Raw genomic sequence first — 19,511 nt, forward strand, 5'->3', positions numbered from 1 at the left:
ATCGTAAAACTTATAGCAAACCTGCGTCACGCAACAGTTTTAAGGTACCTTGTAAATCAGCCAGTTGATCGAGGTCAATACTGGGTGCTGCTTGCAATAGTGTATCTAGCTCACCCAACACAGGGTTAGGAATGATGCCCTGAGTGACTGGGTATTCACCAACTACTGAGGTGAAGTATTGCTGAGCGGCAGGAGACAGCATGTACTCAATAAATTGAATCGCTTGAGGCTGCTTTTTACTGCTTTTTAACACGGCAACACCCGCGACATTAACTAAGTTACCAATATCACCTTCGGCAAAGTAAGTCTGCTTGGCTGGGAAGTTCGCATTGGCGGCAACAAAGCGTGGTAAATAGTAGTTATTGACCAACGCAAAATCAATTTCGCCATCGCCAATGGCTTGTACTTGAGTGGTGTTATTACGATAAATTTTCGGCTGGTTGGCTTTCATCGCCTTTAACCACGCCAAGGTTTTCTCGTCACCATGCTCAACACGCATTGCGGTAACGAATGACTGGAAGCCACCGTTGGTTGGTGCAAGACCAAAACGGCCTTTGTATTTTTCTGACGTTAAATCAAACACAGAGGCTGGAATATCTTCCGCAGAAGCGCGTTCAGTCGAATAAGCGATCACGCGTGAGCGGCCACTGGCGGCAACCCATTGACCTGTTTTACTGGTATAAATCTCAGGTAGCTGTTTGTAAACCGCTTCTGGTAGCGTGGCTAAGAGACCTGCGTTAGCCAGTGCTCCCATCGCACCTGCATCTTGTCCCCAATACACATCAGCTGGTGAGCGAGCGCCTTCTTCTTGCAATAACACCGCAAGTTGAGCGGTATCACCATAACGTACGTTAACTTTAATGCCACTCTGCTTTTCAAATTGTTCGATGATCGGTTTAACAAGCGTTTCACCACGGCCTGAATAAAGCGTGATGTCTTGAGCGTGGAGTAATGGGGCGGTGATGAAACTACTGACTAAAGCGACAGTTGAGAGCAACTTCTTTTGCATGAATAAACCTTTTATCTCAATGAGTAGGACGATCGACGGTATTTGGCTTTACTTACTGCACTGGCATTAAGCGTTATCGATGCCATTGTATAAATAAGTTTGATAATTATTATTAATCGCACTCTTTGGGTCAATAGCTAGTCATGGTGGAAAATCTCAAAAATCAATAATGTGATTTAATGCCTTGAAAGAAAACAATAAAATCAAGAGTTGAGTAATTGTAACAAATTGTATGATAAGGCAGGGGGGAAGCGGCCTGAGCTTTATCAAAAGATAGGAAGATAAAGACGCTAGGTTGGCCGCTTTATTCGAGTATTGGAAGAAGTGAAAGTACGATGACTTTCACTTCGATATTGTACCCCTAGGGTCTGTTTATCTTTCGAGCTGATTTTTGCAGCAGTTTGTGACTTCTTTATACAAGGCAGACCCTAGTGAGCCTACTGAACTTTAATCGGGATTAAAGTTGTAAAAACGCTTTCATTTGATCGACTAATCGTTCTGCGGTGGGCTTATCGGCCATCTCGGCAAAGATTCTCAGTAAAGGTTCCGTGCCGGAAAAACGGGCAATGATCCAGCCGCCGTTGGAAAAATAGACTTTCGCTCCATCTTCATAGCTGACTTTTTCTATCTCATCGTCAAAGTCTGGCAGCTGTTTTTCAACATACAGCTTATTGTACAGAGAGGCCTTTTGCTGCTGACTAAATTTACAATCCCCTTCGGCGGTGTAAGCATAACCATAGCGGCCATAGATCTCTTGCAATAATTCAGAGAGTTTTTTACCGGTGACACTGAGCATTTCAACCAATAAGCTAGAAGCAAAGACGCCGTCTTTACCTTTGATATGCCCGCGAATGGTCAAGCCCCCTGAACTTTCACCGCCAATCAAAGCATCAGCCGCTTCCATTTGTGAAGAAATATGCTTAAAGCCAACCGGAACTTCAAAGCATTGCTCGCCATGATCCGCGGCAATTTTATCCAATAGATGCGTAGTGGCAATATTACGTACTACCGAACCTTTCCAGCCTTTATATTCCAGTAAGTAATAGTAAAGCAGCATTAGCACTTCGTTGGGATGAATAAAATGGCCTTTTTCATCAATAATCCCCAGTCGATCCGCATCGCCATCGGTGCCAATGCCAATGTCATAACCTTCATTTTTCACTAGGTGTTGCAGGCGATATAAGGTAGCGGCACTGGGCGATGGCATTAATCCGCCAAAATCGGGATTTTTCCCATCGTTGATCACATCAACATCACAGCGGCCATTGATCAGGACGGTTTGTAGTGCATTTTTCGCCACGCCAAACATAGGATCGATCAATACCCGTAAATTTGCTTTACGGATCGCGTCAATATCAATCAAGTTAATGATCGAATCGACAAAATCATTCATTGGATTAATGTTGATGATAAGTTGTTCCGCGATAGCCTGCTCAAAATCGAGCGATCGAATGTCGCTAAGCGTCAACCTTGCTGTCTGTTGTTCAATTTTTTTCGTAATAATTTCATCAGCGTCACGTCCACCGCGGATAAACACTTTAATGCCATTATAATCGGCAGGATTGTGTGAGGCGGTAATGCAGGCCGAGTAAGCGCAGTCCATAACTTTTGCTTGAAACATCACCACAGGTGTGGGGACAAATTTATTAATAAAACTGACCACGATGCCATTGCCCGCAAGGACTTCTGCAAACCAGCGCCCGGCCTTATCGGATAAAAAGCGGCGATCATAGCCAATCACAAAGCCTTGCTCTGCCACTTGTTCTTGCTGAATGATGTTGGCTAGCGCTTGTGCGACGATGCGTACATTGTCTTTGGTAAACTCTTCACCAATAAAGGCTCGCCAGCCTCCGGTACCAAATTGAATCATGCTTCTCTCCTTAGAGGGGCGCAAAAATGCGCCCCAAGCTGTTTAGCCCATTGTGACGATGACTTGATTGACTGAGCCTGCTGTTTGCACCGGAATCGCCCCTTCAATCGCTTGACCGTTCAAAGTGATCGATTTCACACCTTTAGAAACGTGATCAGGGTTTTCCACCTTGATCTGATAGGTCGCACCACGCCATTGACGGGTGACTTCAAAACCAGGCCATGAGGTTGGGATGCAAGGATCGACATCTAAGCCCTCAAAGCCAGTGCGAATCCCCAACATAAAGTTGGTGGTGGCGTAGTAAGCCCAACCTGAAGTACCGGTCAGCCAAGGATGGTTGGCTCGACCATGATCCTTATGATCGCGACCCATGATGAACTGCACATAGGAGTAGGGCTCAGCGATACGAGTTTCGATATGATCGTTTTGATTATAAGGATTGAGCGCATCGTACAATTCCATCGCTCGATCGCCACGGCCGAGTTTTGCTTCAGCCACCCATGCCCAAGGGTTAGGGTGAGAGAAAATCGCGCCATTTTCTTTTACCCCTTGGTAAACACGAGTCACAAAACCAATATCATCATTTGGGGTGGCAAAGGATGGCGCATTGAGATGCAAGCCATATTGAGAGAAGAGGTACTCATACACTGCATCCATGGCTTTGATGCCACGTTCGTGGCTCACCGCACCAGACAGCACAGCCAATGAATTGGATTCCAGATGCACTTTGCCTTCCACTTGGTCAAAAGTGCCAATCTTATCGCCATCTTTAGTCAGGCCGCGAATGTACCATTGACCTTGTTCATCCCATAAATGGGTTTCACACGCGGCGCGCACCCCGTTAGCCATGGCTTGGTATTTATCGGTGGCCGCTTCATCGTGACGGAATCGAGACAGTTCGAGGAATGCTTCTAGTGCCCAGAAGTGAAGGAAAGACACCATCGCCGATTCACCACCGCCAAGATTCAGACAGTCGTTCCAGTCGGCGCGTAGACCTTTACAAATTCCGGTTTGACCCACGTATTCGGCGGAGAAATCGAGCGCAGCCATCATATGCTGGTACACGGTGGCATCACCGCCATCGGCATAAGGAATCACTTGATCGATAAAGGCCATATCGCCAGTCTCTTTCACGTAATTTAAGATGGTCGGCACGATCCATAGGTGATCGTCAGAGCAGGTGTCTTTGATGCCGTGGATCTTATCGTCATCAGAAGGCGTTGGAACGACGGTCGGCGATTTTGATGGTTTGATATTGGCTTTTTCTGGATCAAACCAGTCTGGATCAAAAAGGTGTAAACCGTAGCCCGCTTGCACTTGACCACGCAGCAGATCAACTAAGCGTTTACGGGTCATTTCAGGGTTAGTATGAGGCACCGAGATGGCATCTTGAGCGGTATCACGATAACCAAGCCCAGTACGGCCACCCACTTCGATGAAAGAGGCAAAGCGTGACCAGACTACGCAGGTTTCCGCTTGGTAGAGCGTCCAAGTGTTAATCATGGTATCCAAGCCTGGATTAGGGGATTTGACTTGGAACTTGGCGCAGCGTTCATCCCAATGGGCTTTTATCGCTGCCAATGCTTGATCAACCTGTTGTGGATCTTGATATTTTTCACGTAGTCTTGCACCGTTACCTTTCCCGACCCCTAATACCACAGCAAAACGGACTTTTTCTCTGGGTTGGAGGACAAACTGCTTATGCAGCGCACCACAATGGTTATAGCAAGTTTGTGCGCTGTTTGAGCATCGACCTTGCTCTACCGCAATTGGGTTGGCTTCATCACGGTACATGCCGAGGAATTGGTCACGTTGACCGTCATAGCTATCGGCATCGAAGGTCGCGGTGAGATAATAAAAACCTAAGAAATCATCAGTGTTGTAATACAGATCGTATTCAATCACCCCTTCTTTATATTCAGTACCAGCAGAATAAAGTGACATCTGATGGTTTTGGTTATCAGATTTAATATGGCTAAAGGAAAATTCAACATAGTTGAAAGCACTGATGGTCCGCGTCTCATTGGACGTGTTTTCAATCACCACATCCCACAGTTCAGCATCTTCTCCTTTGGGTACAAACAGCGTTTTGCTGGCGACGATACCTTGGTATTCGCATTTAAAGATTGAGTAAGACAGACCATGGCGAACTTCATAGTTGGCTTGGGCAAGGCTTTTCGCCACCGGCTGCCAAGAAATAGACCAAAAATCACCACTGGTATCATCACGTAAATAAACATAATGACCGGGACGATCTTGAGTAAAGTTCGGTCGAAACTTAGTGACACGATTGTACTCAGGAGAATGATAGAAAGCGTATCCGCCAGCGTTATGTGAAATCACGCTGCAGAATTTTTCTGTGCCAAGATAGTTGGTCCACGGGGCCGGAGCATCGGGGCGAGTAATGACGTATTCGCGATTTTCATTATCGAAATAGCCGTATTTCATGATGTTTTCCTTTTCAAACACTGCTCAATGGGGCAGATAAAAAATAAAGAGTTAAGTGGATTTAGTTCTGCTGCTTTGCTTGCCATGGATGGCGATAGTCAATACCTTGCTGCTCAAGTAGCGGCAGATGACCTTTTAAACGTGTCAAATAACCGGACCAATCACGATGCTGTTTTTCGGTCCAGCCAGCTTCGGCGAGAGCGGTTAAGCGTGGATAAATCATATAATCGAGACGTGATGGGTTATTGATTCGTTCGCACCATAGGGCGCATTGAATACCGAGGATACGTTTACGCAGCGGATCGTTATCGGCGACCTCAGCTAATGGCTCATAGCCATAAGCACGTTCTAGCGGTGTCACTCCGGCCCAATCAACACCGGGTTCTTCTGGCGCGTAATCTTGTACGATGTCTAAGTAGGTAAATTGTCCCGGTTGTAAGATCACATCAAAGCCTTGCTTGGCGCAGTGCAAAGCGGCTTTTTCCGATAACCAAGAGTAGATCACGGTATCTTTACTGACTTTATTGCCATGGTGCGCCTCTTCCCATCCGACCATGCGTTTACCCAGTGACTTGAGTTTTTGCTCAGCATAACGCAACAGATGACCTTGTAATTCATGGCTACTGGTATAACCATGCTCTGCCATTAAGGCTTGGCACTTAGGGCTATTGAGCCAGACACCCTCAGGGACTTCATCGCCACCGATGTGAACCCATGGGCTTGGAAACAGGGCAGCGACTTCTTCTAAAACCCGATCAATAAACTGATAGGTGCCGGGCAGAGCGGGAGAGAGCACGTTATCGGTATAATATTGAATACTGCGATAAGTCGACTTGTCTTCTCTATCGATTAACCACTCAGGGAGTGACTTGATGGCCGCGCGGCTGTGACCGGGAATATCGATTTCTGGGATGACCGTGATCCCACGCTCAGCGGCATAGGCAATCACCTCTTTGATTTCGTATTGACGATAAAATCCCCCATGACGTTCCGTGAGCGTGCTGTACTGGGGCTCTAGTTCCTCATCAACACCGCGCCATGCGCCAATGTCCGTTAGTTGCGGCAGCGATTTAATTTCAATCCGCCAGCCTTCGTCATCGGTTAAATGCCAATGAAAAGTATTGAATTTGTAGTAGGCCAGTTGATTGATTAAGCGTTTAACCGTTTCTAAAGAGTGAAAATGTCGCGCGCAATCGAGCATCATGCCTCGGTAGTCAAAGCGCGGAGCATCACTAATGGTTAAGCAGGGAAAATTGACAACCGGATCATTGTGTTGCGCGAGCTGTAATAGCGTAGCGCTGGCATACATAAAGCCGGTTTCGCTATTGGCGAAGACGCGAATGGCTTGTTGGCCGATCTCCAATTGATAACTTTGTGCATCAAGTGTTGGTTTAAGACAATAAAGGATCGGCGCGGCTTCCGCTTTATCCTCAATAGGGAATGCGTATAACGCCATCAACTGCTCTCGAAACCACTGACTGGCGTGATGAGCTTTTTCCGTTTGTATTGCGAATCCACTTTGGCGAGGTAAAGAGAGCTTGCCCTCGAATCGCTGCAGATGATTAGGGTAGGGAATTAAACACAGCTCTGCGCACTCAACCGCCTCGACAACACTGCGCCGTTTATGGCTAGACAGCAGAGCGATGGGCGTGACGGTAACGGTTTGGCGATGAATAGTATTGGCACTTGACCATTCGATAAAAGCCTCTTTAATACCATCGGTATAAAAGTGGAATGGTGCGGTTTTTATGCTAAATTCACAGTAAAAGTGACTATTGGCAGCTAAAATCTGGCAATTAGGCTCGATGGTGCAAAAGCTCCCTGTTTGCTGTAGCTGACCTTGAGTGAGGGAATTGGGGTCAATATAACGCTCAATCACAAAGTGTAAGCGCCAGTCAGTCAGGGGCTGATCGCTTAGATTATGCAAGGTTAAGCCAAAACGGCAATGGCTAGCTTGCTCGCTCAGCACAGCAAAATCCATTCGATAATTCATACTCTATCCTTACTGCCATTGACGTTGAGCAAGTGAGTTAAATGCGGACTCATGGTTATTCTCCTACGGAGGTAAAGTGAGCAAACTGAGTGGTCATTGCTAACAAATACCAAGCGGCATGAGGCATCCACTGCTCTGCCCAGCGCCAGTTTTGTAGCAAATCGTCTTTTTGTGGTTCAGGGTTAAAAGCGATATCTTGCTCATCATCAAATCCTGCGGTAATCCCATTGCAGATCCCGCCTTTGGCATTAAAAAATCCCAAATCTGGTAAATAATCGGGATTATGATGGCCGTGACCATCGAGCATGCAGAGGTCATAAGGATTAAGCCCCAAAATCCAATTCAGTGAATTGTGGGCTAGTGCAAGTAATGACTGACTCAGGCGGTTATCGGTAAGATAAGGCTGTACTAAGTAAGCCATACTGGCTAATGAAGCGAGCCGAGCATTTTCCCCTTGCCACCAGTAACCAGTTTCGTTGTCGTGAGCCATGAAAAAAGCGCTGCGTTTTAGGCCTTTAGTGTCACATACGTATTGTCGTGGGTAACCGAAAGGATTGTGTACTTGCGAGCTAATGGTCAGTTCAAATTGACAGGCTTGAGTCACCACCTGCTGCACAACTTCGCGCTGGGTCAGTTCAGGCTCAATTGCCAGATATTCACACAGTGCAATCACAGGCAAACCAGCTTCAACCCCATGATAATAAGGGCGCGAACCGTCCTGATTGGCTGACCAAAAATGGTTATGCTGTTCATCACTCATTTGTCGAGCAGATAAACGCTGAGCCCATTGGCGAGCTTCGAGTAAATAGTCGGCTTGCTGAGTGCTTTGATAGAGCTCACAACTGGCTAATAGGGCACAATATTCATCAATGATATTTTCTTGCTGATCATCTAGATAAGCGAGATTGGCCGTTAGCAAATGTTGATAACCTCGCTGTGCTGCTTCTAGGTATTGCTGCTGAGTAAACTCGCCGTGCTCGGATAAGCGAGCAGCCGCCGCTAGCGCGGCAATCGCCACTCCCGCACCTTGACGAAAGCCAGCTTGATAATCTTCTGATTTGTGCCCTTGTTGAGTGGCATAGCTACAAATTTCGCGTTGTTTGGGATCTTTACTCCACTTGTCAAATACTGTGACATAAAAAAAACCCTCGGCGTTTTGCATACGAACGAGAAAATCAGCACCAAACAACGCCTCTTCCATGAGACGAATGCGAGAGAAATCAGCAAAACCCGAGTGATGGTTTAAAAGCGCTAACCCTTTGAGCATATTCCATACCACCATAGGTGTTTGTTGTGGGTTCAAATAGTTAGCGTAAGAAAGGTGACTGAAGTATTTACTGACGTCACCAGAAGCATCGTACCAACCGCCGTGCACATCGGCAGTGAGTGAAGTGCCCAGCAGTGGTACTTGCTTATCTTGTCTATCGAATACGCCAGCACAGCGTTGTGATTTAAAATAATGTAGTACATCCGAAAAGGTACGCTGCATCAGTAGCCCAGATTGAATAGTAAAAGTGGCTGAGCGTGCGTTATCGACACAAAGATAGAATTGACCAATTTGCGTGATGGCCGAAAAATCGAGACGATGAAAATGCCCCTGATGCCAACCATCGACTTGGCCACCAAATTCAATCGCAATACGAGCCATAGTTTGATGTGTATTCGCACATACCAAGCGGGCTTCTTCAACGTAAAAAGCCGATTGATAGGTCAATAATACGGCCTGTTTAGGTCCCAACGCTTCATAACCAATGTGGTTAGTGAGTAATTGCATTCCTCTCTCCGTTAATCACGCAAAATCGTTGTTATGTTGATGATTCAATAGTTATTTATCTCCTTGCTATTTGACGCTCCAAGTTGTTTGCAGATAGCGATTCGACATTTCCTTATCGTGACCCCAAAGTTGCGAGCCAACGATAAGGCCAGTATTAATGTTCAAATAAATAACAGCGCACAAAATGGTTTTCTGATAGCTGGGTGACCTCGGGCAGTTTTTCTCGACAGCGCTCGCTGGCGTGCAGGCATCGCCCAGCAAAGGGGCAGCCAACGGAGTCGGGTGTCCAGAGTGGAATTTCACCTTTATTGCCTTTGAGCTTTTCATGAATCGACTTTTTAGGATCGGGAACCGCAGAGACGAGCAACTGGGTATAAGGATGCTGTGGATCGTGAATGATCTCATCGGTGTCTCCCCATTCAACCATATGACCGACATACATCACGGCGAGATCTTCGGCAATATAACGGGCAGTGGCGATATCATGGGTGATGTAGAGTAGAGACATCTGTTTTTCAAACTTCATCTCTTGCATTAAGTTCAAGACCCCAGCACGAATCGACACATCGAGCATCGAGGTTGGTTCATCAGCGAGTACCACTTCTGCGCCAACGGCGATATTACGAGCTAAGTTGATGCGTTGTCGCTGTCCACCAGAGAGCTGATGAGGGTATTTTTCAGCGGTCTCTTTCGGCGGAATCAAACCAACCTGCTCAAGCAAATCATACACTCGCTCTTGCAGCTCTTTTTTATTCCCCGGTGTGACTTTTTTATGGATCAGTAGCGGACGAGCGATGTGATGAAAAATGGTATGGGTTGGATTGAGCGATCCAAAGGGATCTTGCCATACCATCTGCACACCCTCACGGTAGTGCATTAAATCTGAACGTGATTTAATGTTAAGAATATCTCTGCCTTTGTATTCAATCGTTCCTGAACTGGGGGCATACATCTTGGCGATCATTTTGGCCGTGGTTGATTTCCCTGAACCAGATTCTCCCACGACTGATAAGCCACGACTTTTGTACATTTTAAATGATACGTCATTGATAGCGCGCATCATCGGTTGTTTAAGACTATTGCTATTTAGTGGAAAATCCTTGACGAGATTCTTACCTTCCACCAACAGTTGGCCTAATACATTACTCATTGTTATCTCCAGAAATTCAGTTGTTTGCCTACCTCAATACTCATGCTTTTCGCTGAGCAATCGGCTCACCATAGAGATGGCAATTCGAGAAGCGTCCTTGTTCAATTAGACGCAACTCAGTGGGCACTTTGCTGCAGGCTTCATGAACGCGATCGCAGCGAGCTTGAAAACGGCAACCATGGGGAATTTCCAATAAGTTCAGTGGATTGCCAGGGATTCCTGTGAGTTTATTTTTCGGTCCGGTTAAAGGTGGGAACGAGCTGCCTAGCCCTTTGGTATAAGGGTGATAAGGGGTCTCTAAAATTTGTTTAGAAGGAGCTACCTCAATCAGTTCACCTGAGTACATAATCCCAATCCGGTCTGAGAATTCGACCATCAAAGACAGATCGTGAGTGATGAACAAAATGGCAAAGCCAAATTCCTCTTTTAACGCATAGATCTTTTGCAAGATCTCTCGTTGGACGACCACATCCAATGCAGTAGTGGGTTCATCCATAATGATCATTTTCGGATTAAGGGCTAAAGCAATCGCAATCACTAGCCGTTGACGCATCCCTCCGGAGAATTGATGCGGATAGTCATTGAGACGGCTAGGATGAATATCGACAATCTCTAATAAGCCTTCAGCACGCCGTTTCGCTTGTGAGCGGCTCATATTGGTATGACGCATGATCACGTCACAAAATTGCTCTTCCATGGTCAATACAGGGTTAAGTGCATTCATGGCACTTTGGAAGACCATCGACATTTGGCTCCAGCGAAAGGACTGCATACGTTCTTCACTGTATTGCAAAATATTTTCGCCGTTGAAGATGACTTCTCCCCCAGTAATAAATGCGGGCGGCTTATGTAAACGCATTAACGAGAAAGCGACGGTCGATTTACCACAACCAGATTCGCCAGCGAGGCCAAAGATTTCTTTTGGCGCAATATCAAAGCTGACATTATTACAAGCGCGAACATCGCCAGCATCGGTAATATAATCAACACAGAGGTTGCGGATTGAGATAATAGGTTGGGTCATGATTATTTGTCTCCGCTCCAAATGGCTTGTTGAGGTTGCATGGCTGGTTTACGCTCTTTCTGTTCTTGCTTGGCAAGCTTCTTCCAACGTTTCATGCCTTTGTGAGAACGCAATTGTGGGTTAGCTATCTCATCAACCGCAAAGTTAAGCAACGCTAAGCCAGTCACCAATAAGGTTAAAGAAAGGCAAGGAGCTAACAGTTCCCACCACGCGCCAATTAACATCGAGGAGGAGGTTTGTACGTTATAGAGCATGATGCCCCAACTGATGGTGTTTGGATCGCCTAAACCGAGAAAGGAGATGGTGGCTTCCATCATAATCGCGTACATCACCGAGCCGATAAAACTTGCCCCAACAATCGAAATCAGGTTAGGAAGAATTTCGACGAAAATGATCCGCCAAGAAGACTCACCAAGCACTTCTGCAGCTTTAACAAACTCTTTTTCACGCAGTGCCATGGTTTGTGCTCGCACGACTCGAGCGCCCCAAGCCCAGGAGGTACAACCGATAATCAGCGCTATGGTGAGTGGGCCTGCCTGACCAATGAAGGCGGCAACAACAAACAGCAAGGGGTATTGGGGGATAACCAGCATGATGTTCATCGCTGCAGTGAGAAAATCATCGATTTTTCCACCAAAGTAACCCGCAGAGACGCCAATAATAGTCGCTAAAAAGCATACGGTGATCCCAGCACCAAAACCGACCGCCAGTGATACTCTTGCTCCATAGGCCACTTGCGCCCACACATCTCGTCCCATACGGGTAGTGCCGAGCACATGGTTCTCTTTTTTGGACATTGCCAAAGTTCGACGATCGTTACCCAGATTAGTCGCTATCCAACCGTCTGGATTAGCTTTTGCGGCTTTGACGATAAAGCTTGGGTATTCATGTGGATTTCCTGTCCGTTTATCTGGCGCATGTTGGGTAATTAATGGTGCAAAAATGGCCATTAGCAGGAAGAGGCTAAGAATGATCACCCCGATCATTGCCATTCTATTACCACGAAGAAGTTTCACGAGTGCTTGCATAATTATTTACCTCCCCGGCGTAAACGCGGGTCGAGCACAACATAAAGCATGTCGGCGAGTAAGTTAAAGAACAGCATAAAGAGCGTCATGATGATCAATTGGCCTTGCAAAACTTGGTAATCTCGCGCGGTGATCGCGTTGAACAAAACCGTACCAAGGCCGGGGTAGTTGAAGATAATCTCAATAATTAATTGACCACCTATCGCCATGCCGAGTGACATTGAAAGAGCGGTGACGCTGGGTAATAGTGCATTACGAGCGGCGTAGTTAAAAACGACTCGGTTTTCACTGAGTCCTTTGCCTTTCGCCATCGTGATGTAATCTTCAGCCAACAAGTTAATCATGTTGTTGCGCATGTTGACTAAGAAGCCACCTATTTGCACGATTGAGGCACAAAGCAAAGGCAGTACAGCGTGAAATCCTACGTTTTTAATAAAGGCCCAGCTTGTCCAATCTGGAATGGTACCTGGTGTGTAAGCGTAACCAGTTGGAAACCATCTTAAGCCGATAGCAAAGGTGTACATGGCGAGCATGGCAATAACCACTTGGGGAACCGCTTGAATCACCAGCATCCCAGGGGTCACAAAAGAGTCGTAGTAACTGCCTCGTTTCCAAGCAGCAAAGATGCCGAGGATAGAGCCAATCGAAAATGAAATAATCACCGCTGTGCCAGCAAGGAATAGTGACCAACCAAAAGCACCCGCTAAAAGCTCATTAACACTTAATGGATAGAATTTGATCGATGTCCCGAGTTCCCAACTGAGGATGCTTTTCATATAAGTAAAATATTGAACCCAAATCGGTCCATCAACAAAGCCAAGCAGTTGTCTCATGGCTTCAATTCGTTCTGGTGTTACTTGTGCGGTTGCGTGTGCGAACATCATGGTCACCGGATCTCCGGGCATGGCTCGCGGTATAATAAAATTGAGGGTTGCTGCAACCAGCAACGCCGCAAAATAAAATGACAAACGTCTTAAAAAATATCCCATAACTTACCCCTTACTCACCCAGTCATCCTGATAACCCCGTGCTATTTGAAGTTGCGGTAATGTTGGCTAGCTGCAACTCCAAGCCGTTTGGTTATATTATTCAGGTCGCTCACAGAAAGTTGAGAGCGAGAAATCCCCTGACGACACGCGCCATACTTATCATTAATAAGAGAGGGGATTTTCAAGAGCGGCGCAACGAATGCGCCGCAGCAATCAACGTTTACTTAACGGGTTTTAAATCCAGTACATGTAGTAAACGCTCTGGGATACCAGCCCAAATACTTGGACGGCCTTTTGGATTTTCTTCGTTCCACCAGCCAGTAAAGCGCGTGGTGTTATATTGGTACATCCAAGCACCAGACAAAACAGGAGCGGTGACTTGATTTTCAGCGATGATCTTTTGGATCTTGTGAGCAATAGCTAGCTGTTCATTACGGTCTGCGGTTTTGTAGAAGCTGTTTAGAAGACGGTCAAGCTCTTCATTTTTGAAGAAATGCATAGCAAAACGCGGCATTCCATCACCAGACTGTAGCGCTGAGTTATAACCACTATTCCAATAAGTGTAAGGATCGGCACCATGGAAGTAGTTGGTATAAGCGACATCGTAGTTACCTTCGAGCATGGCTTGGTTATAAACTGCAAACTCAGGCGTACGTGCTCGAGCTCTAATGCCCACTTCTTGTAACTGTTCAACGGCTAGCTGAACGGTGTTATTAAAATCGGTCCAGCCATTAGGCGATTGAATTAACAACTCAAAGGTTTTACCTGATGGTGTTTCGACAAAACCATTACCATTAATATCTTTAAAGCCAGCTTTGGCGAGTAGCGCTTTGGCACCTTCGACATTGTAGGTATTGAAGCCTTTATACTTATCGTGTACCGCTTTATCTGACCATGCTTCAAACGCGTAGCCAAGACCAGAAGCAAAATCATTGACCGTACCACCACCATAGAAGGCGATATCAATGATGGTTTGACGATCCAGTGCCATTGAGAAGGCGCGACGGAAATCAACGTTAGTCAGTGCTTCTTTTTTCGCAGGATCGGCGTTTTTGAAGTTAATCATAAACGCTTGTGTTCCTGCCGCTGGATACCAGTAGTGGTGATTTGGATTGGCCGCCGCGTAAGTACGATCGATATCGGGAACAAATGAGGATGTCCAGTCAAGCTCAGAGTTAATAATTTGTCCCAATAATTGGTCGTTATTGGCAATTTGTGGCACGCGTAAACAATCGACTTTTAAGCTTGCTGCGTCCCAGTAATTCGGGTTGCGGCACTGGATGTAAAGTTGTGGAGTAAAGGTATCAATTTCGGTAAATGGACCAGTACCAACCGGGTTTTGGTTAGTGAATGTCGTTGGCTCTTTGACATCTTTCCAGATATGTTGAGCAACAATCGGTACTTGAGCAATTTCATAAGGAACGTTGGAGTTAGCTTCACTCAAACGAAAACGCACTTTGTAGTCATTAATCTTCTCAACGCTGGTGACCCACTTATTGATACCGCGTTGATCTAGTTCAGGTTTTTCTTTCACTAGATTGAATGAGAAGATGACGTCGTTCGCGCTAAAGCCCTTACCATCTGACCATTTGACGCCTTTACGAATATCGAAAGTGACACTCATTAAATCGTCAGACATGGAGAAGTTTTCGGCTAAACGCATAACGGGAGTATTACCGTGCATTTCATTAAAAATGACCAATGGTTCATAAATGAAGTCAGTGGTTGTTCTTAAATTCGTGGCAAGGTAAGGGTTAAAGTTGCGCACCATGGTTGGGTAAAAATCGGGTACGATGGTCAACTCACTGCGTGCAAACGCTGGAGTTGACACGGTTGCGGCTGCAGTAATTACGGCAGCGGCTAGGGCAGTTTTTTTTATATTGGCAAGCATAGCTGTTCCTTACTATTTGCTTTCATTTCACATACGGATATGAATAGGGTTTGAATGTCATCATCGGATTAACACTCGGCAATGACCCACCTCATGATGTTCATTAAGTCAAAGCTCAATGGCATGAGTGGCCTGTAGGTCGTTGACAGAGGTAAGGAAACACCTTACAAGGAAAATTATCAATTCTAATTCCCGTTAAAAACGTCAAAATACTCTTACTTGACGTCAGTTTTGTTAAAATGAATCTAATTGCCTCATGAGTGTTGAAATAGTAAACAGTGATTCACTTCGCAAATGAGTCAATCATGCCGCCAATTTGTAAGTGGTTACTATCTTTCATTGCCTTTATATATATAGCATCATCTGGTTTTTTTATTTACTGAGACCTTGCTCACTGGTGTTAAAAATAGAAATTTCACTTCATAAATTAAATCTGGCAAATTGTTGTGATTATCTTCGCAAACTTGACTTATTAGCCAGTTAAACAAGGTGCAACACTGAATTGGTTGCCTATTTAACGGCAAAATTATAGGTATAGAGAGATAAATCAGAGGGTTGTTTTGATAAGAAAATCAACGAACGTTAGCTTGATGATGATTGAGTTGGTGGCCATTAGTCGGGGGATTGCGGTCATCATACTGTAGATACCAATAAGTGATTGAGAATTCAAACAAGCCTATTTAAATAGGCTTGTTTGATAAAGGGCCGTGATTGTTGAGACATCAAATATTAGCCAGTGCAGTAGCGCTTAATCGCTCGTTAACAATTGCTGTAATTTATCTCGTTGTACTTCGATGTAGGTTCGCTCTGGGCCTTGCTCCTGACAGTGTTCCAATATGTAGTCAAGAGAGTTCAGCACCGTGCGCCAGCGAGGCGTTTTGGGTAGCGTTTCAATACGTAAGTACTTATCCAACGTTCGAGTTTGCAAAGTACTACGATCTAAATAGACGCGCCATAATCCACTTTGTTCAGCAAAAGTAAACTTACTTTGTCCTGTGACTTTTTCCCAGTAGTCGAGAGCGCTCGTCATCGCATCAACCAACACGGCGCGCATTAACGCCTGTTTTGATGGGGTTTCTCCGGCCACTTTTTCTGCGATGCGAGTAAATTCACCTCCTAGCTCTTTTAACTGCTGAAGTTTGTCTTTATCACCAGCAAAAGCATAGCTTGATAACGCGTCGACGGCGGTTTCCAGTTGATGGATACGATTGGCGTTAAGATTTCCACCGACATTAAAAATGTACATCGTTTTAAAACTGCTTCCTTCCGGTAAGCGAAGCACATCAGCGGAGAGGTGTTGTCTGACATCATCGATATAAATATCGATGTTCCCGCAATAATGCTCTTGCTCAACCAGTAAATATTTAGGGGCAATCAACTCTTCGGCGTTAGAGCGTTTGAGTTGATCTTGGCTGCGTTTAAATAGCTTACAGGCCGCCTCATTGGCAAAGCGGATTTTATTGTCTTCTCGTAAACACAAAATCGCTTCTGGCGCTGAATCCAGTTGCTCTAATAGTCGGCCTTGAGTTTCGAGTAAACTGGCTTCGACCATCGCTCGTTGTTTGAGCTCTTTTTGAAGTTGAGCATTTTCAATACGGCGTTGCTCTGCTTTACTGGCGCTTAAGTGAGCTTTAATTCGAGCGGCGAGTTCTTGTTTATTAAAAGGTTTTGATAAATAGTCATTGGCGCCAGCGGCAAAGCCTCTGATCCGATCATCACTTTGGGTTAATGCGGTTAGCATTATAATGGGTAGTTGCGCATGATCGTACTGCTCTCTTAATTGCTCACAGACCTGATAACCACTCATGCCGGGCATCATCACATCGAGCAGTAACAGTTCAGGTTTCTCTTTGGCAATCGCTTCGATAACCTCATGGCCATCAAGTGCTGTTCGGACACGATAGCCCTCTAGACGTAAAAAACTGTCTAATACACGCAGGTTAACCGGCTCATCATCGGCAATCAGCAGTAGAGGACCTTGTGGGTTTTCTGGTTGTTGCGGTTGAGTGAGATCGTCAATCGAGGATAATTCCGGTGCTTGAAAATGAGCAATTTGACTGCGCTGCGCTTGAGCGATTTGTTGTGAAGTCGCGAGTGGCAGCGTAAAACTAAAGGTGGTGCCGACCATCGGCTGGCTACTGACGTACAAGGAGCCTTGCATTAATTCAATTAATTGGCGGCTAATCGTCAATCCTAAACCAGCACCTTGACGATAACGGCTGCTATCGTGCCCGGCTTGAATGAGCGGTTCAAAAATATGTTCTAATTGCTCAGCAGGAATGCCTTGTCCAGTATCGACCACTTGGACTCTAACTTGATGCTCCATTGGGGTAGCTGAAATAACAATTTTTCCTTCAGAGGTATATTTAATCGCATTACCAATCAGGTTATACAGTACCTGTTCAAGTCGCTGAGCATCAGCCGATACCCATAATGGCTGATCGGCAATTTGGTTAATAATTCGTAGCGTTTTTTTTCCCAGTAAATGGTGAGACAGCTCAAGTACCATTCTGGTCGCATTGGAGAGATTAACGGCTTGAGTTTCGATATCGAGATGACCATAACGCATCTTGTGATAATCGAGTAAATCATCAACAAGATTGGCAAGACGTTGACCGCTACTGATAATAATGTCGAGTTGATAGCGGTGGGCTGCGCTGATTGGCCCATTCGCACCGGAAGTCAAAGCTTCAGCAATGCCTATCATGCCGTGTAATGGAGTACGTAGCTCATGTGATGTGGTCGCTAAAAACTCATCTTTAAGTTTGTTGGCTAATTGCAGTTCATCATTTTGTTTACGAATCAGCTGGATATTATCTTCTAACTCAATATTTTGTGATTTGATCAGTTGGATTTTTTCACGGATCGAGCGTTGCATTCTTTCAAAACTAACTGCCAAACGGCCAATTTCATCACGCCGTTGAGTATGAATGATCGGTTGATCCAAATCACCGGCGGAGACGCGTTCTGCTGCCCAAGTGAGTTTGAGTAAAGGGAGAGTAATAAAGTTAGAGAGATAGTGAGAAGCGATGACTACTAAGATGATCGCCGTTAACATCGCGAAAATAAATAATTTTTCCAGTTGTCTTACTCGGGCAAAGGCTTCTTTTTCAGGGAGTTCGACAACTAAAGCCCAATTGAGATTTTGCAAATGAATCGGCGCATAAGCGGCAATCTGTTTTTCACCGAGCGTATTCTCATAGGTTGTGACCGAGCGCGAGCCATTGAGTGCCAACTGAATCACTTCACTGCTGGTATCCACATCGGCTTGTTGATAAGCCAGCGTGCGAGAACGGTGATCTTGGCCAACCAATAACGTCCTTTTGGCTGAGTCTTGATTATGATCGGCAATTAATTTGGTGATGCCATTATTCGGCAGACGGAACATGGCATAACTGTGAAGATAGCCTTGTTGAATAATTGGGGCGCCCATCCAAGCATATTGGCGTCCATTGTATTCAGCAAAATCAGACACAATGACAGGGGTATAGTCTTCATTGACCTTACGTTGCTCAGTCACTTGCTGTTCCAGTTGTTGGAAGGTTCGTCCGAGAGGTGAGTTCTGCGGATTATCGCTGAGTAGATTCGTGCCATAATACGCATGCTTGAAAATTGAATAGACCACATTACCCTGTAGATCGACGATCAGAATATCGTCAAAGTCAGACCGTTTCAGTAGCTCTAGATAACTTGCATGGTAACGTTTGTGCAGTAGACGATAACGTTCACTACCTGCGTAACTACTTGATTTAGGTAAAATAGAGGTTCTGATTTGATCGCCAGAACCGGGGATATAGCGTTGTTGAGCGTGCAGACGCGCTTGCTCAATATTTTCCCCTAATCGTTGAAAGGCATTAACCAAACCGTAAAAACGTCCACCGCTGGCATAGGCAAGTTCTGAACGAACAAATCCCATCACTTCAGACTCTTTGGCGCTGAGATAATCGATAATTTGTTGCTGCTTGGTATCTCGTACAGAAATGAGATGTGAGGTACTTTGTTCTTGTAAGTCTTTACTGTGTGAATGAAGAAAGAACAAGGCTGTTACCGTTAGCGGAGTGAGGCTGACTGCCAGAAACGCTAACATCAGAGTGTTTTGTAGACGTTTAAATTTATGTTGTCGATGAAACTTAAATCTAAACAAAGGGTTATTTGTCATAGTGCTCACAGTCAACAAAGCCTTAGTGAGAAAATTGAATAAAGTGACGTGTATGAAATAACGAAATTAACGTGTTTTTTTACTTTGACAAGTAAGTTGACAGTAAACCGTGTCGGTGGGCGCAATTTTTTGATGTTACTTCCGTAAATTGTCGTTAAAAACGGCAATTTACGGAC

At 45.3% G+C, this 19,511-nt stretch carries 11 protein-coding genes; all 11 read right to left on the bottom strand.

Annotated features, from left to right (window positions below):
- Window positions 1–10 precede the first annotated feature (10 nt).
- Window positions 11–1,009 carry an iron ABC transporter substrate-binding protein gene (locus tag FKN88_RS13900; protein ID WP_154170212.1) on the bottom strand — a complete coding sequence of 333 codons (999 nt, stop codon included), beginning with the start codon at window positions 1,007–1,009 and terminating at the stop codon, window positions 11–13.
- 457 nt (window positions 1,010–1,466) lie between these two features.
- The gene (locus FKN88_RS13905) at window positions 1,467–2,879 is read right to left on the bottom strand and encodes a phosphoglucomutase/phosphomannomutase family protein (protein WP_154170214.1); all 1,413 of its coding nucleotides are present in this window, start codon (window positions 2,877–2,879) and stop codon (window positions 1,467–1,469) included.
- A 42-nt stretch (window positions 2,880–2,921) separates the two neighbouring features.
- The gene (locus FKN88_RS13910) at window positions 2,922–5,327 is read right to left on the bottom strand and encodes a GH36-type glycosyl hydrolase domain-containing protein (RefSeq protein WP_306687555.1); all 2,406 of its coding nucleotides are present in this window, start codon (window positions 5,325–5,327) and stop codon (window positions 2,922–2,924) included.
- Between the two features lie 61 nt (window positions 5,328–5,388).
- Window positions 5,389–7,320, bottom strand: coding sequence for a beta-N-acetylhexosaminidase (locus FKN88_RS13915; RefSeq protein ID WP_306687556.1), 1,932 nt, complete (start codon window positions 7,318–7,320; stop codon window positions 5,389–5,391).
- Between the two features lie 55 nt (window positions 7,321–7,375).
- Window positions 7,376–9,094, bottom strand: a complete 1,719-nt coding sequence (locus FKN88_RS13920) for a glycoside hydrolase family 9 protein (RefSeq protein WP_306687557.1) — start codon at window positions 9,092–9,094, stop codon at window positions 7,376–7,378.
- Window positions 9,095–9,248: 154 nt separating this feature from the next.
- Complete coding sequence (locus tag FKN88_RS13925) at window positions 9,249–10,244, bottom strand: ABC transporter ATP-binding protein (RefSeq protein ID WP_004394196.1); 996 nt, start codon at window positions 10,242–10,244, stop codon at window positions 9,249–9,251.
- Between the two features lie 40 nt (window positions 10,245–10,284).
- Complete coding sequence (locus FKN88_RS13930; protein ID WP_004394193.1) at window positions 10,285–11,268, bottom strand: ABC transporter ATP-binding protein; 984 nt, start codon at window positions 11,266–11,268, stop codon at window positions 10,285–10,287.
- Between the two features lie 2 nt (window positions 11,269–11,270).
- The gene (locus FKN88_RS13935) at window positions 11,271–12,296 is read right to left on the bottom strand and encodes an ABC transporter permease (protein WP_187985220.1); all 1,026 of its coding nucleotides are present in this window, start codon (window positions 12,294–12,296) and stop codon (window positions 11,271–11,273) included.
- A 2-nt stretch (window positions 12,297–12,298) separates the two neighbouring features.
- Window positions 12,299–13,285: an ABC transporter permease gene (locus FKN88_RS13940; protein WP_004394190.1), complete on the bottom strand. Its 987-nt coding sequence runs from the start codon at window positions 13,283–13,285 to the stop codon at window positions 12,299–12,301.
- 220 nt (window positions 13,286–13,505) lie between these two features.
- Window positions 13,506–15,176, bottom strand: coding sequence for an ABC transporter substrate-binding protein (locus FKN88_RS13945; protein ID WP_004394189.1), 1,671 nt, complete (start codon window positions 15,174–15,176; stop codon window positions 13,506–13,508).
- A gap of 748 nt (window positions 15,177–15,924) precedes the next feature.
- Entirely contained in the window at window positions 15,925–19,263 is a 3,339-nt protein-coding gene (locus FKN88_RS13950) for a response regulator (RefSeq protein ID WP_158139064.1), read from the bottom strand.
- Between the last annotated feature and the right edge of the window lie 248 nt (window positions 19,264–19,511).

It is taken from the genome of Vibrio sp. 2017_1457_13, assembly GCF_030851525.1.
In the GTDB taxonomy this organism is placed as follows: Bacteria; Pseudomonadota; Gammaproteobacteria; order Enterobacterales; family Vibrionaceae; genus Vibrio; species Vibrio metschnikovii.

Excerpts from the sequence above, each read along its gene's own strand:
- FKN88_RS13900 (WP_154170212.1), bottom strand. The coding sequence starts at position 1,009 with ATGCAAAAGAAGTTGCTCTCAACTGTCGCTTTAGTCAGTAGTTTCATC.
- FKN88_RS13905 (WP_154170214.1), bottom strand. The coding sequence starts at position 2,879 with ATGATTCAATTTGGTACCGGAGGCTGGCGAGCCTTTATTGGTGAAGAG.
- FKN88_RS13910 (WP_306687555.1), bottom strand. The coding sequence starts at position 5,327 with ATGAAATACGGCTATTTCGATAATGAAAATCGCGAATACGTCATTACT.
- FKN88_RS13915 (WP_306687556.1), bottom strand. The coding sequence starts at position 7,320 with ATGAATTATCGAATGGATTTTGCTGTGCTGAGCGAGCAAGCTAGCCAT.
- FKN88_RS13920 (WP_306687557.1), bottom strand. The coding sequence starts at position 9,094 with ATGCAATTACTCACTAACCACATTGGTTATGAAGCGTTGGGACCTAAA.
- FKN88_RS13925 (WP_004394196.1), bottom strand. The coding sequence starts at position 10,244 with ATGAGTAATGTATTAGGCCAACTGTTGGTGGAAGGTAAGAATCTCGTC.
- FKN88_RS13930 (WP_004394193.1), bottom strand. The coding sequence starts at position 11,268 with ATGACCCAACCTATTATCTCAATCCGCAACCTCTGTGTTGATTATATT.
- FKN88_RS13935 (WP_187985220.1), bottom strand. The coding sequence starts at position 12,296 with ATGCAAGCACTCGTGAAACTTCTTCGTGGTAATAGAATGGCAATGATC.
- FKN88_RS13940 (WP_004394190.1), bottom strand. The coding sequence starts at position 13,285 with ATGGGATATTTTTTAAGACGTTTGTCATTTTATTTTGCGGCGTTGCTG.
- FKN88_RS13945 (WP_004394189.1), bottom strand. The coding sequence starts at position 15,176 with ATGCTTGCCAATATAAAAAAAACTGCCCTAGCCGCTGCCGTAATTACT.
- FKN88_RS13950 (WP_158139064.1), bottom strand. The coding sequence starts at position 19,263 with ATGTTAGCGTTTCTGGCAGTCAGCCTCACTCCGCTAACGGTAACAGCC.